Annotated in this window: 10 protein-coding genes; 8 read left to right on the top strand and 2 right to left on the bottom strand. The window is 43.4% G+C overall.

Annotated features, from left to right (window positions below):
- Positions 1 to 84 precede the first annotated feature (84 nt).
- The 8 genes from IEX80_RS11710 (at position 85) to IEX80_RS11675 (ending at position 8273) form a co-directional block, all read left to right on the top strand.
- Positions 85 to 462 carry a response regulator gene (locus tag IEX80_RS11710; protein ID WP_090531434.1) on the top strand — a complete coding sequence of 126 codons (378 nt, stop codon included), beginning with the start codon at positions 85 to 87 and terminating at the stop codon, positions 460 to 462.
- Between the two features lie 72 nt (positions 463 to 534).
- On the top strand, positions 535 to 777 hold the full coding sequence (locus IEX80_RS11705) for a PqqD family protein (RefSeq protein ID WP_090531431.1): 243 nt from the start codon (positions 535 to 537) through the stop codon (positions 775 to 777).
- Between the two features lie 2 nt (positions 778 to 779).
- A complete protein-coding gene (locus IEX80_RS11700) occupies positions 780 to 1835 on the top strand; it encodes an ATP-grasp domain-containing protein (protein WP_188833003.1) in 1056 nt (351 codons plus the stop codon).
- A 9-nt stretch (positions 1836 to 1844) separates the two neighbouring features.
- The gene (locus IEX80_RS11695; RefSeq protein ID WP_188833002.1) at positions 1845 to 3200 is read left to right on the top strand and encodes a type III PLP-dependent enzyme domain-containing protein; all 1356 of its coding nucleotides are present in this window, start codon (positions 1845 to 1847) and stop codon (positions 3198 to 3200) included.
- On the top strand, positions 3197 to 5353 hold the full coding sequence (locus IEX80_RS11690; RefSeq protein WP_188833001.1) for an urea transporter: 2157 nt from the start codon (positions 3197 to 3199) through the stop codon (positions 5351 to 5353). The genes IEX80_RS11695 and IEX80_RS11690 overlap by 4 nt, the downstream gene beginning before the upstream one ends.
- Complete coding sequence (locus IEX80_RS11685) at positions 5335 to 6513, top strand: tetratricopeptide repeat protein (RefSeq protein WP_090531423.1); 1179 nt, start codon at positions 5335 to 5337, stop codon at positions 6511 to 6513. The genes IEX80_RS11690 and IEX80_RS11685 overlap by 19 nt, the downstream gene beginning before the upstream one ends.
- On the top strand, positions 6501 to 7121 hold the full coding sequence (locus IEX80_RS11680; RefSeq protein ID WP_090531421.1) for a tetratricopeptide repeat protein: 621 nt from the start codon (positions 6501 to 6503) through the stop codon (positions 7119 to 7121). The genes IEX80_RS11685 and IEX80_RS11680 overlap by 13 nt, the downstream gene beginning before the upstream one ends.
- A gap of 246 nt (positions 7122 to 7367) precedes the next feature.
- Positions 7368 to 8273 carry a PepSY-like domain-containing protein gene (locus tag IEX80_RS11675; protein WP_175490047.1) on the top strand — a complete coding sequence of 302 codons (906 nt, stop codon included), beginning with the start codon at positions 7368 to 7370 and terminating at the stop codon, positions 8271 to 8273.
- A 94-nt stretch (positions 8274 to 8367) separates the two neighbouring features.
- Here IEX80_RS11675 and IEX80_RS11670 read toward each other — a convergent pair whose 3' ends face one another.
- Both IEX80_RS11670 and IEX80_RS11665 read right to left on the bottom strand, forming a co-directional pair.
- Complete coding sequence (locus IEX80_RS11670; RefSeq protein ID WP_188833000.1) at positions 8368 to 11937, bottom strand: family 43 glycosylhydrolase; 3570 nt, start codon at positions 11935 to 11937, stop codon at positions 8368 to 8370.
- Positions 11938 to 11958: 21 nt separating this feature from the next.
- Positions 11959 to 14256, bottom strand: coding sequence for a S9 family peptidase (locus IEX80_RS11665; RefSeq protein ID WP_188832999.1), 2298 nt, complete (start codon positions 14254 to 14256; stop codon positions 11959 to 11961).
- Positions 14257 to 14307 lie beyond the last annotated feature (51 nt).

The following is a 14307-nucleotide window of genomic DNA, read 5'->3' as shown; positions in this document are numbered from 1 at the left end:
AAGGCGTTGAACGACACATTATTTTACAACCCCTTAAATAGCCTCAACTTTATATTGTTAAAATTGACACTAATCCTTAAAGTCATGAAAACAGCAGGCGATAAAAAAACCATCTTAGTACTTGATAAAAACAGCCGGATGTTATCCGTCATTGATGACATTATGTACTATGGCGATTTTAATGTGCATTTAACTTTTGACCCTAATGCTATATATGATAAAGCTAAAATGATTAATCCGGATTTGATCATTCTGGATTATTTGTTGGTAGATAACGATTGTGAACTGGTTTGCCGGGACTTTAAGGATGATAAGCAGCTATGCAATGTACCTATCATTATTGTAACCGCTTTTAAAACAAAAAAAGCACAGGCCGATTCTTATAAATGCGATGCCTTGTTTGTAAAACCGCTGGATATGGAAGTGCTTGCATCAAGGATAGAATACCTGATGGCATCCTGAAGCTGGTTTTGTAAACTCATATAAACCTGCTAAGTTTAGCTTTTATTAATTAAACAACCCTGCACTTATAAAATGAAACTCAAGAGCAACATAGCCACCAGCGAAAACGGGTTTATTTTTAACCCTGCCACCGGCGATTCATTTTCCGGTAACGGTATGGCGGCAAAACTGCTTGAGGCTATGAAAAGCGGCAAAACCGAAGATGATATCAAGCAGGATATTCTGAGCAGGTATGAAGTGAGCGAAAGCCAGCTTAACAGGGATTGGGATAATTGGATGCTGCAGCTAAAAGAAGCAAACCTGCTCGAAATTTAAGGATGATGCCAAACAAGTACGCTGATTTATGTATTGCTGTTACCGGGCTCAATGCCAATGACAATCCGGGGCCGGGGATGGCGGTCATCCGTTCTTTAAAAGAGTATTTTGGAGATGGTTTGCGCATAATTGGACTGTCGTACGAGTCGCTGGAGCCCGGGATTTACCTACGGGATCAGGTAAATAAAACTTACCAGGTCCCCTATCCCACCGAAGGTACGGCAGCCCTCGCTGAACGTTTGGCATATATCAACCGGCAGGAAAAGCTTCATCTCATTATCCCCAATTTTGATTCGGAGCTGTTCAATTTTATAAAGATAGCGCCGCAATTGCAGCAAATGGGTATTGCGACCTATCTTCCGACATACCAGCAACTGGCGTTGAGAGATAAGGTGAACCTAAAAAATTTCGGCACAAAAAATGGTTTTTACGTGCCCGCCGACCATAAGCTTTACACAACCGATGATATTAAAAAAGCGGCTGCTGAGTTCAACTTTCCTATGGTAATAAAAGGCAAGTTTTATGAGGCTTATGTTGTATACACGATGGATCAGGCATTGAAAGCCTTTCATCAATTGTATGCAGCCTGGGGCGTGCCGGTAATAGCCCAGCAATACATCAAGGGCAACGAAATCAACATCGCGGCACTTGGCGATGGTAATGGCAACAACATCAGCTTGGTGGCTATGCGCAAGCTTTATATTACCGATAAAGGGAAGGCCTGGGCGGGCGTTACCATTAAAGATGATAAGCTTACCCAACTGGCCGACAACTTTGCCCGCGTAAGCAACTGGAAAGGCGGTTACGAAATGGAGGTCATGAGCAATGCCGACGGACATTTATACATATTGGAAATTAATCCCCGATTTCCGGCATGGGTTTATTTAACTGCCGCCGCCGGCCAAAACCAGCCTGCGGCATTGGCCAAAATAGCGATGGGTGAAACCGTTGAGCCCTATGCCGATTACCAGGCCGGCAAACTGTTTGTCCGCTATTCGTGGGACCATATTGCCGACATCGCCGATTTTCAGCAGATCTCGGCGTTTGGCGAATTATAATTTATAACGATGGAAAAGCTGCCATACGAGAAACCATATATAAAAAAACTACAGGCCGGTGCCCTTAATAAATTCGGCTCCCGCACCGGTGTGCAGCCCGTTAAAAGCATCGATGGCGTTTCGGTTAAAAGCCTGATCGAAAACTACGGTTCGCCGGTGTTTGTATTGTCCGAAAAACAAATCCGCAAAAACTACCGGGCAGCATACCGCGCTTTTAGCACCCGCTACCCAAAGGTACAATTTGCATGGAGCTATAAAACCAATTACCTCAATGCTGTTTGTCAGATTTTTCACCAGGAAGGCAGTTGGGCGGAGGTTGTTTCGGGCTTTGAATACCGTAAAGCATTGGGCAATGGCGTACCGGGCAACAAGATCATTTTTAACGGACCGGGCAAATCTCTCAACGATCTGCAGTTGGCCATCGAGCATGATTCGCTGATCCATATTGATCATTTTGATGAGCTTAACCTGCTGCTTACCTTAAGTAAAAACATGGCCAATAAGCCACGTGTGGCCATCCGTATAAATATGGATACCGGCGTTTACCCACTTTGGGACCGCTTTGGTTTTAACTATGAAAATGGAGAAGCCTGGTCGGCGGTTACAAAGATCACAGGCTCGGGAAGTCTGCAATTGGTGGGCCTGCATTGCCATATCGGTACCTATATGCTCTCTGCCGATGCTTATGGTATAGCAGCTAATAAACTGGCCGAACTGGCTGTTCGCTGCCAGACCGAACTTAATCATAAAATAGAATATCTTGACCTGGGAGGCGGTTTCCCCTCAACTAATACACTAAAAGGTGCTTACCTGCCGGGGAATGATACCGTGCCGACGGTTGACGACTTTGCTGAAGTCATAACTTCGGCTTTGCTCAATTTTGGCTTTGCCAATGATGACCTGCCGCTGCTGATATTGGAAAGCGGGCGCGTTTTAATAGATGATGCCGGTTACCTGCTGGGCACTGTTATTGCCAACAAACGTTTAGCCAATGGCAAAAGCGCTGTCATAGTTGATTTTGGGGTCAATATCCTGTTTACATCTTTTTGGTATGAACACCAGGTAAGCCCTGCTAATGATTTTGCAGCACATACCGAAAACACAGTGATATACGGGCCGCTTTGCATGAACATTGATGTGATCAGGGAAAGCATTAACCTGCCCCTGCTAAATCCCGGCGACCAGGTTGTTGTGCACAAGGTTGGCGCTTACAACATGACCCAATGGATGCAATTCATCACTTTAAGGCCTGCTGTTGTGTTGATAGACGAGAAGTTGCGTACGCATCTCATCCGCAAAAACGAAACATTGGAATATACTGCCGAACCAGAGTTAGTACCCGCTCATTTAAATAACAACAAGTGAAGCAAATTCCAGCATTCATAAAAACCGTCATCAATTCCTATTCGGTTCTGTTTTTTTCTCAAAACCGGGTATTGGGGGTTATTTTGCTGCTGGTATCATTTTTCAACCCGGTATCCGGCTTTGCAGGGTTGAGTTGCGTCATTTTCTCTTTGCTGATAACAAAATCAGCAAAACAGGATAACGAAGATTACCGGGCAGGAATTTACAGCTTTAACTGTTTATTATCAGGGATAGCATTTGGTGCTTTTTTCCAGGTTAACGTCATGTTTGTGACCTGGCTGGCGGTTGCCTGTTGCCTGGTAGTGCTTGCTACCATCATTATGTCAAAGCGCATGAGTAAACCGGGTTTACCTATACTTTCACTGCCATTTATCCTGGTTTTCTGGCTTGTACTGCTGGCATCCAACAGCATCTTCAACACTGGATTATCACAAAAAAGCAGCTCCCTGCTCGAAGAAATTTACACTGGCCCGGGTAACCTGGCCGGCGCCGAAGGTTATCTTGCCACAACGTTACCAAAACTGATGAGCTTATTTTTCCGTTCATTGAGCGCAATTCTATTTCAGCATAATATCATAACCGGAATGCTTATTGCTATAGGGATACTTGTGCATTCGCGCATTGCATTCAGCCTGCTTATCATTAGCTTTTTAACGGCCTGCGGGTTTAACAACATCACAAATACCTACCCAGAGGGTATCAGCTATTACCACCTTGGTGCCAATTTAATGATGGCTTCAATGGCCATCAGCAGCTTTTTCACCATCCCATCGTTACGCTCTTACCTGCTGGCAATTCTTTGCATCCCCTTGGGTTTCATACTCATTAATGCCCTTACCACACTCATGGCCTTGCATGCGCTGCCTGTTTTTTCATTACCGTTTTGCGTGCTTAATATCAGCCTGCTTTATTTTTTAAAGTTAACCGGTCATCACCCCAAATTGCAGTTAACCATAGCACAGCATTACTCGCCCGAAAAAAATCTTTATCATATTTTAAACCTGCAAAACAGGCTGAACGATCTGAAATACATGAGGCTCAATTTGCCGTTTATGGGCTATTGGACGGTTTCGCAGGGTTATAATGGTAGCATTACCCACAAAGGCGAATGGGGCCAGGCGCTTGATTTTGTGATTACGGATGATGAACAAAAAACATTTCAGCATCCCGGTACCCTTCCTGAACATTTTTATTGTTTCAATAAGCCGGTACTGGCCTGCGGCGACGGCATTGTAGAACAGGTTGTAAACCATGTAGAAGATAACGACATAGGCGAGGAAAACCTGAAGGAAAACTGGGGGAACACCGTAGTGATACGCCACGCCGAAGGGCTTTATTCCAAACTCTCGCACCTCAAAAAAAACTCTGTAAAAGTTAAACCCGGCGATATCGTAAAACAAGGTGATCTGCTGGGTTTCTGCGGTAATTCGGGTCGGTCGCCCGAGCCGCATTTGCATTTCCAGTTGCAGGCTACGCCTTATATAGGATCTAAAACACTGCCTTATCCGCTCGCCTATTATTTTACCAAAAAAGCTGATCAAACCATCTTTGTAAGCTACAATATCCCAAATGAAAACGAATTAATAAGCAACCCCGAAATCAATACGCCACTCAAAAAAGCATTCGACCTGCAACCGGGCTTCGTATCTAAATTAGTTAACGGAAACGGCTCAACCGAAGAATGGGAAGTTTTTAAAGATGAATTAGGACAGTCATACATCTACTGCAAAACAACAGGTGCCGTTGCTTATTTTATTAACAATGGAACTATGTTTTACTTCACCAGCTTTTATGGCGATAAAACGTCGCTCCTCCACTATTTTTACCTTGCCGCATATAAAGTTATTTTTAACGATGCCGGGTATAGCCCGGCTAATGATGAGTTCCCGGTACCGCTTACCCATAACAAAACATTGCTTTGGCTGCAGGATTTTATTGCGCCTTTTTACCGGTTCATCAGCATAAAATATAAAAGCGGGATACAGTTAAAAAAAACAGGGTTAAACATTGTATCCAAACAATACCAGGAAATTGCAGGTAGAACATTGTCCCTTACAGAGGCAACCATTTTTGTAGATCATAGCAGCCTGCAAGCCCTCATTATAAATACAAACGGTCAGCATATTGAAGCACAATGGAGTACAGAAAATTAACCATACTTTTTGCCTTGCTATTTGCTGCTCTTGTAACCCGTGCACAAGATAATAAACTTGCCACGGCCGATAGTACCGCCGAACAATTGTACAATGCCGGCAACTGGAAACAACTTATCAGGTTTGTAAATCAATCGGTTGCTAAAAGTGTAGACTCTCCTACCTTGCGCTTTAAGGCCGGGTATGCTTATATGCTTACCGGTAACTATAAAGCGGCCATCTATCAGTTTAACCGGGTTTTACTTAAAGAGCCCCAAAATGTCACTGCATATTTGTATGCTTACTACTGCAACACCTATATCAACAACAATAACACCGCGTTTTACAATGCATCGCATTTAGACACAGCAACCCTGCGTGCTATCAAGTTATCACCCTTTGGTTTAACTGATGCGGTTTTAGAAAGCGGCATAAAATTGCCGAATAACCACGAACGCGACAACGGCTTTTTTGAACGCGCGGGTATCGGTTTAAGATTATCGTGGCGTTTGCAGTTGGATCAATCATTTATGTTTTTCAAACAGAATATATTCAGATCGGGCTATATTGATTACATTAACCAAACAGGCAAAACCGACCGCCAGTTTGAATATTATGCTAAAGCGAAATATTCTTTGACTAAAAACATCAATTTACTTGGCGCGTACCATTATTTACACACCAGCTACCGGAGCAATATTTACCAAAGTAACCTTGGGCTGTTAGGAATAAAATATGATACCCGCTACATTGATTTGCAGGGCGATGTTAATTTGGGCAAACTCATTAATAAAACCTTAAAACAATATGATGCCAAAGTGGATTTTTATCCACTGGGAAACTTGAATTTATACACCACAAGCAGGGCATCGGTACTGAATTTAAGCGGAGTAACGCATTTCATTTATAGCCAGTCGGTGGGATTTAAAGTGTTAAACAAAACGTGGCTGGAAACAGCCGCTACTTTTGGCAACCAGGATGATTACCTGGATGCAGACGGGCTTTATGTGTATAACGCCATCGATCCTACAAAATTTAAATGCGGTGAAAGCGTTTTTTATCAGTTAGGTAACCATGCCTTATTGAATTTAAATTACTTTTATGAAAAGAAAACAGACATTTACCGTGCTGTTAACTATAACCAAAACTCTGTTACGTTAGGTATAACATGGAAATTTTAAAGAAGACCTTTATTCCCATTTTTTTATTTGTATTTGCAGCACAATTGCAGGCACAGACAAATGTGGTGCTTCAAAAAGCTTTTCACAACAGTTATACCAATGAATTAAACAAAAACTACGTTGCTGCCATTGCCGATATTTACCCCTACTATTCGGAAAATAATTATGAGATAGCCATCAGGCTGGGTTGGCTTCATTACCTCAATAAAAACTACACTGCTTCGCAAACCTATTATCAAAAAGCAGTTAACCTGAAGCCCGGCGCTATTGAGGCTAAGTTTGGCTATATAAAGCCGCTCTCCTTTTTGCAAAACTGGGATAAAGTGCTGGAACAATATCTTGCTATCCTGAAAATAGACCCTCAAAACACACAGGCCAATTATTGGGCCGGCGTAATTTATTATAACCGTAAGCAATACGAACCCGCTATTAAGCTTTTCAGGGTAGTAGTAACGCTTTATCCTTTTGATTATGACGGCAACCATATGCTGGCCTGGTCGATGCTTATGGCTGGAAAAAAATCGGAAGCAAAACCTTTTTTTGAAAAAGCGCTGATCATCAAACCTGCTGATGCTTCCAGCACCGATGGCTTAGCCAGATGTAATTAGCCCGGTTTAAATTTTTCGTAGAGACGCATCACATGCGTCTCCGACAGCAAATTTGCGCATTAAATACCTTCATGCGCAAGACGCATGTGATGCGTCTCTACAACAAAAAACATATTCTTCATACGTCGATTTAAATCACTCATTTGTCGACACATTTCCCGACGGCCCGATTTTCCAAATTAATTTTAATTAAACCTGTCCGAAAAAAGGCAGCGCTAATTATCAATTTAAATTAATTCTATGAAAATGAAATCATTTTACGCCTCACTATTGATGGTCGGCACAATAATCGGCCTGGCATCATGTAAAAAGGAAAACGCTTCAAAATCAGCTTCGGCCGGCAGCGTTTCGTCATCAGCCGTCACATCAACCGGCGCCATCGCTATTAGCCTTGCGTCGTCCGGAACTACTACCGACAGCGTTTATATGGTTGGCTGCTATGGCAAGCATGATACCAAAGACTCCGTTGCTTTTAGCACATTACCTACAGCTATCGGCACTTACCTTACAGCTAATTACAGCGGTTATACATTCAAAAAAGCATACTCCATTACTGATAGTACTAAAACAGTTATCAACTACATTGTAGTTATCAAATATAACAGCGCTTTGGTTGGCCTCAAATTCACTGCTGCTGGTACGTTTGTAAGCATCCTTGAGCAACGCGAAGGTGTTGACCTTAAAGGACCAGGATGGCACTTAGGCGGATTCTTTGATAATCGTGACAGTAAACACCGCGATACCATTGCTATTTCGGCCCTTCCTGCTGCTGTAAGCAGCTATTTTTCAACAACCTATCCAACAGATACTTTGTTGCATGCCTCTATCGCACCTGATAACGTATACATTTTGATAAGCCAGAACGGGGTACTTTACTCAACAACGGTAACCGCGGCAGGCAAACTTGTAAAACGTATTCAGATAGAAAAACACGATTTAAAACATGCTGTAGTAGCTGAAGCTAACTTACCGGCTGCTATTACCACTTATCTTACTGCTACTTATCCGGGCTACGTATTTGATAAAGCATTTTCTGAAAGCCCCGGCGGAACCCTGCAAGGTTACGTTGTGTTGATTACATCAAACAATACCAAATACGCTTTAATTTTTAATGCGTCTGGTACATTTGTCAGAGTCCTGCCTATCCACTAAACAATCAAGATTATAGCGCTGTTGGTAAGCCATGTTTTTAATTAAACATGGCTTACTTGCTTAGTTTCAGAGCTCCAAACAGTGGATCACATATTTATTTCCTGCTGATGAGCTTAAAATTAGAGAATTTAACATATGAACGGTATGGCCCGTAGGTGCTATGGTAAAGGCCGATTTGCAGATCAGCACCGTTTAAATCAGGCCTTAATACCGGACTTCCGGGCAGATCAGTCCAATGTATGCCGTCACTACTGCTCCTGATGTAAAACACATCACCCGATTTTTGGATCTGCAGATAACGGTTATAATTCCAGCCGGTTTGGGTATTGGTTTGCATCCGGTCGCCGGTTTTAAAATTGGTGAGCATGTTGCCACAATTCCAGGCCGGAAAAATACTGTTCTGGATCAGGTTTTCGCTGCCTTCAGTACCGGGTCGTTTTGCTTTGCGTACCATCAAGCCCATATCACTGTTACCGGCCACCTTTTTGTCCTTAAGGCCACTTACGTCAGCTACTTCTACCTCGGCCACAAAATCGCCCAAAACATTACGGTATAAAAATGGCCCATAAGGCAAGTTACCGTCCCAGTTTGAACCTTTTGATTCCAGAGTTAGCACGCCGTCTCCTATAAATACCTTATCATCCGGCTTATCTCCACCTGTCAAACCATTCCATATAGTGCCGGTTGTGCCATTGATTACAAAATCTTTATTAACCGTAAACCCATCTGCAATAACATTAAATAATGCTGATGATGTGCTCACCGGCAATGCGGCAGTTTTTGAACTTACATTACCATAGTTGTCTTTAACTTTAAAAGAGTAGCTATAATTTTTATCGGCCGCAAGCCCATAACTGATATAATGCGGATCAGCCTGCCAGCCGCTTGATTTGCGGTTATCTGTCTCGTTAATAAAATCATATTGCAGGTTTGATTTTACAGAAGCATATTCGGGCGCCTCCATTTCAACCATGCCGGGTGTTACAGCCGTCGGAGCAGCTTTAAATGCAAACGAACCTGCTATAGGCGGATGATAGTTCTGTTTCCAACCCAGGCTCAATTGTTTAATTTCTGCTGATGATAAGCTATGTTTATAGACCACAAGATTAGATACCGCACCATTAAAACCATCGCCCAGTAAAAGCTTGCCGGTGAGCTTGTCTGTATTTGATGTTGTTGCAACCAGAGCACCATCTACATATAATTTAGCGACATTTCCGCTAACAGCTTTTATAACATAGTGCCATTTGCCCGTACCTAAATATTCACCGGCATTGATGAAAGGCTCTTTCAACGATTGTGCTCTCAGTATCGAACCGTTTTGCGTTGATGCACTTTGATAAACGCTTAATGCTACGCTGTAACCTTCTTCGCTATTAACAGCAACATCGTTATTAAACATAAGCGGGCTTTTGCCATTAAAACTAACAGCTATTTTTCCTTTAATATCCCTTACTTCTGCTACCCGCCCATTAGCAGATTGAAACGCCCCGCCTGCACCTCCGTTGTTTATCCATTTTTGAAGCGGACCATAGTTAAGTTTCGCGGCATCGAGGTAAAGGGAGATATCTGATTTGGCAGGGTGTAAAGCCCATTGCTTTATCACACTATCGGCCAGCGGTTGATTATAAATTTTAAGCGAGGAAATAGCACCTGAAAAATAAGCCGAACGGTTTGTTTTTGCACCGATGATAAATTTATCTGCAAGCTGTAAAAACAGCATCTTGTTTTCTGCATTATTCAGCTCGCCATCTACAAATAGTTTTTCGAACGATCCATCAAACGTAACTACAACCTGGTGCCATTTCCCGGCAGCGGGCATTGTTTTGTATTGAAAGTCGGAAACACCAAAATGCTGAACAGCGCCGGCAGTTCGGTTGCTTCCATAGCCGAAAGTAGCGCTGCGATGATCTGATTCGCCGTTTGTCCAGCTTAATACTGGGTTTTCATCTTTGATCAGATCGGCGTAAACCTCATACGATACAGTATAACTGTTGTTGCCGGCAAGCGACCGGGGTACGGCTACAGTTGATTCAAGCGATTGCGTACCGTTAAACAACAATGCCTTTTTACCAGCGATGATATCAATAACAGGAGGTTTACCATTCGCAGTAAAACTACCGCTCAAGGCACCTTTGTTAACCCATTGGGTTACCGCTTCGCCGGCCTGAAAATTATCGGCGTTTAGGTTTACCAATAAACCTTCTTTCTCGTTTGAAACTACAGCCGTTGATGTTTCTTTTTTATTGACAGGATCAACGTTGCCAGTTACTACCCTCTCGCCGTAAACTTTTACGTTCCAAATCGCTTTGTATAAACCCGGATATTCTGTGCCGGTAATTGTTAAGCGTATAAACCGGGCCTGCGCATTTCCTGAATCTACCATCGGCGAGCCATGTTGCTTATTCTCTGTTCTATCAGCAAAAGGCTTCCAGTTTTTGCCATCTACCGATGATTCTACAAGGTATTGGTAGTACCACGTTGCATATTCAAATTGCGTTAATACCTGCTGCACGGTCTTTATCGCACCTAAATCGATGGTGATCCAAGCCGTCTTGCGACTGTTATCGGCAGGTTTCCATAAGGTGCCGTTATTGTTATCAAGTGCAAATGATGGCTTATAATTTTCGTTGTAAAAAGATGAGGCTGTCACCTTTTTTTGATAAGCTTCGTCGGGAGCATTAATAGTACTTTTTCCTAATAGCCCAACTCCAAGATGGGTAGGAACAATCTTTTCAATATTGCCTTCGGCATCAAACAGGATCTTATCTGCGCAAACCTGCCGGTGATAGCCCCCGTTGGAGTGCGGGTTATTATGGCGGTGATACACCATATAAAAATCATCTCCCACCTGCACAACCGACTCGTGGCCCGGCCCGTGGATAGTTCCATCAGCATTGGTACTTAGCACCGGGTTGTTTTTGCCGAACTCAAATGGCCCCATTGGCCCGGTCTTACTGATGGCGTATTGAACCCTGTAGGTGGAGTCTTCGCATAGGCCGGATGAGTAGGTGAAATAATAGATGCCCTTGCGCTTAAACATGAAGGGCGCTTCAAAAAAATCTTTCGCAATAGTATTGGGAATCTTTGCCGTTTTGGCAAAGGTGTGCATATCCGGGTTTAACAAACCTACGCCGCAACCATGATCAGGATAGATGCCCCAGGTACCCCAAAACATATAGATCTTTCCGTCATCATCTTTAAAGGTTTGTCCATCCAGCGTAATCACCCCGGGGATAAAGTAATTGGGGATCATTGATTTGCCATCGGGCAGTAAGGGCGTCCACGGCCCGGTAGGGCTTGCTGACGATGCGCCATAAATGTCAACCGGCTGGCAGTAGTACATGTAATACTTGCCATCGTTACCATTGATAACATCCGGGGCCCAATAGTAATTGGAGGTTGGCCAGTTCATATCATGCATGGTCCAGTTCACAAAATCTTTGGATGTCCAAACCTGTGATGGGCCGTGCCCGCCGCCGTTGCCATCGGTGGTAGCATAAATGTAGTAGGTATCGCCAAACTTGCGAACGGTTGGGTCGGCAAAGTAGCCGGGAATAATGGGATTGCCATTACCCGGCTCTGTTGCCGATTGTTGCTGTGCAGAACTGTTTAAAACAGCCAGACACAAGGAAAAGAAAACTATCAACTGAAATTTTCGCATTGTGTTACCTACCCAGCAAAATTAATTATGTGCTAACTCATCGGTGTTTCTTGCAGGCGGCTCTGTATTAAGCAGGTGCTTTACAAAAAAGTCGCGTTTCTTTTTACGGCCGTAAGGGCCGCCATCGCTATGACCCATGCCCGGCACCACCAGCAGGTCGAACATTTTATTGTTTTTGATCAACGCATCCGCAAAACGGAAGGTTGACTCAGGCGGAACATTATTATCAGCTTCACCTACTATCAGCATCAAATCGCCCTGCAATTTACCGGCGTTAGTGATGTTTGATTGCTGCTCATAATGCGGCCCAACAGGGTAGCCCATCCACTGCTCGTTCCACCATTGTTTATCTATTCGATTATCATGACAGCCACAGGCAGATACCGCAGCTTTATAAAATTCAGGGTGGAACAGCAATGCCCCTGCCGAATTTTGCCCGCCTGCAGATGTGCCGTAAACGCCTATCCTGCTGATATCAACCTGCGGATATTTAGCAGCAAGCGCCTGCATCCATAAAATACGGTCGGCGAAACCGGCATCAGCGAGGTTATGCCAGCATACATCATGAAAAGCCTTTGAGCGGTTGGCCGTACCCATGCCATCCATTTGTACCACAATAAAACCCAGTTGGGCTATGCTTTGCATCTCATTCACAGCGGAAAAACTTTTAGGCACAAATGAGTCCTGCGGGCCGGCATAAATATTTTCAATTACCGGGTAGCTTTTATTGGGATCCATATTGGCCGGACGATATACCACGCCCCAGATATCGGTTTTGCCATCCCTCGCCTTGGCGACAAACACTTCAGGAAGTTTAACACCTGTGGCCAAAAGACCGGTCAAATCGGCATGTTCAAGCTCCATAACCGTTTTCAGGTCGGCTGTGTTTTTTATTACAATGCGGGGAGCTATATTAACTTCCGAATACGTATCGATGTAATATTTTCTATCGGGCGAAAAGCTTAGGCTATGGTTGCCTTTTTCGGGCGTAAGGTCAACAAGATTTTTACCATCAAAGTCAATACGGTAATAGTGCATGAAGTAAGGGTCTTCACCGGTATTTTTACCGCTTCCTTTAAACCAGATCTGCCTTTTCTTAACATCAACGCTATCAATATCGCGTATTACCCAATCGCCTTTGGTCACCAATTTTTCTTTACCACTCAATTCATCAACCAGGTAAATATGACGCCATCCATCTTTCTCGGTGATCCACACTATCTCATGCGTTTTGGAGGCGTAATAAGTAAAGATTCTTTGCTCGTAAATAAAAGTGTTTGTTTTTTCATCAATGATGTTTCGGGTTTTATCGGTGGTAACATCTACCTCAATAACCCTGAAACGCTGGTGGCCCCGATCTGCTTTTTCATAGGTAAAATAACGGCTGTCGCCATCGTGCCAATGCAATCGCGGCGCACCAAAAAAGTCGATCTTTTCAGCATCGGTTTTTATCGCGCTTTTATCAGCGATGTTAAATATATATTGCTGATACGAGGTAAATTCATCGCCCGGCTGATCATACTCATGTGATTTCAATACCGCCCGCGTGGTACCGGGTACCGAACTAAGCAAGTAATAAACTTCTTTTGTTTTCTTAGGGTCAATGCGATAACCAACAATGTGCTTACTATCCGGCGACCATGTAAGCTCGCCGTAAGGTTTATCTAAATTACCATCGGTGGTTAACTTGATCTCCGTTGAGTTTTTTAACGATTTAATGATGATGTTTCCGCCTTTTACAAAAGCAGCCCATTGTTTGTCGGGCGATACAGAATCGGCGCTAACACCTTCCCAACGGTAATGGCGTTCCTGTAGTGGTTTCTCGTTATCATAACTTTGATGTACCGTATCGATAGTTTTAATGCATTGCAATGTGCCCAAATCACACTTGAGCCAGGTACCGCCTGTTTTAAATGTTGCCTGCTTTTTATCGGCACTAAAAAACATATCTTCAATACGGAAGCCGCCATCTTTCACAGGTTTGCCTGTTGCTTTGCTTACCTCATTACTTAACTGACTGCTTTCAAAAATGGTTTTCTTTGTTCCCTTTTCAGGATCAACCAAAATATAAGCTGTTTGGTTGTTAGCAGTTTTTTTACCGTACCAGAATTCATTCCCCCCAGCCTGCCAGTTGGGCCTGACGCCGGTGATAATCGGAATCTTCTTTAAGGCTGAATCAAGCGCATCGGCCGCTTTGTAGTTTTGCAGCACTTCTGCGTGGGTGGGGTAATATGGAGTAGCTTTATGTTGAGCTTCGGCTGATTGACCTGCAGCCCCTAAAAAAATGGTTAACAGTAAATATTGGTGGTACCTTGTCATAAGTTATAGTGTTAGGTAAAGTTACTCAACACCACCCGTTTAAATTTACAT

Origin of the sequence: Mucilaginibacter rubeus, assembly GCF_014643835.1 — a bacterium.
GTDB lineage: Bacteria > Bacteroidota > Bacteroidia > Sphingobacteriales > Sphingobacteriaceae > Mucilaginibacter > Mucilaginibacter rubeus.
The sequence above is the reverse complement of the archived record's forward strand: the minus strand, read 5'-3'. Positions and strand labels throughout refer to the sequence as shown.

What these genes read in the sequence shown, in the direction of transcription:
- IEX80_RS11685 (WP_090531423.1), top strand. Translation starts at nt 5,335, where the DNA reads ATGGAGTACAGAAAATTAACCATACTTTTTGCCTTGCTATTTGCTGCT.
- IEX80_RS11680 (WP_090531421.1), top strand. Translation starts at nt 6,501, where the DNA reads ATGGAAATTTTAAAGAAGACCTTTATTCCCATTTTTTTATTTGTATTT.
- IEX80_RS11710 (WP_090531434.1), top strand. Translation starts at nt 85, where the DNA reads ATGAAAACAGCAGGCGATAAAAAAACCATCTTAGTACTTGATAAAAAC.
- IEX80_RS11670 (WP_188833000.1), bottom strand. Translation starts at nt 11,937, where the DNA reads ATGCGAAAATTTCAGTTGATAGTTTTCTTTTCCTTGTGTCTGGCTGTT.
- IEX80_RS11705 (WP_090531431.1), top strand. Translation starts at nt 535, where the DNA reads ATGAAACTCAAGAGCAACATAGCCACCAGCGAAAACGGGTTTATTTTT.
- IEX80_RS11675 (WP_175490047.1), top strand. Translation starts at nt 7,368, where the DNA reads ATGAAATCATTTTACGCCTCACTATTGATGGTCGGCACAATAATCGGC.
- IEX80_RS11700 (WP_188833003.1), top strand. Translation starts at nt 780, where the DNA reads ATGATGCCAAACAAGTACGCTGATTTATGTATTGCTGTTACCGGGCTC.
- IEX80_RS11665 (WP_188832999.1), bottom strand. Translation starts at nt 14,256, where the DNA reads ATGACAAGGTACCACCAATATTTACTGTTAACCATTTTTTTAGGGGCT.
- IEX80_RS11695 (WP_188833002.1), top strand. Translation starts at nt 1,845, where the DNA reads ATGGAAAAGCTGCCATACGAGAAACCATATATAAAAAAACTACAGGCC.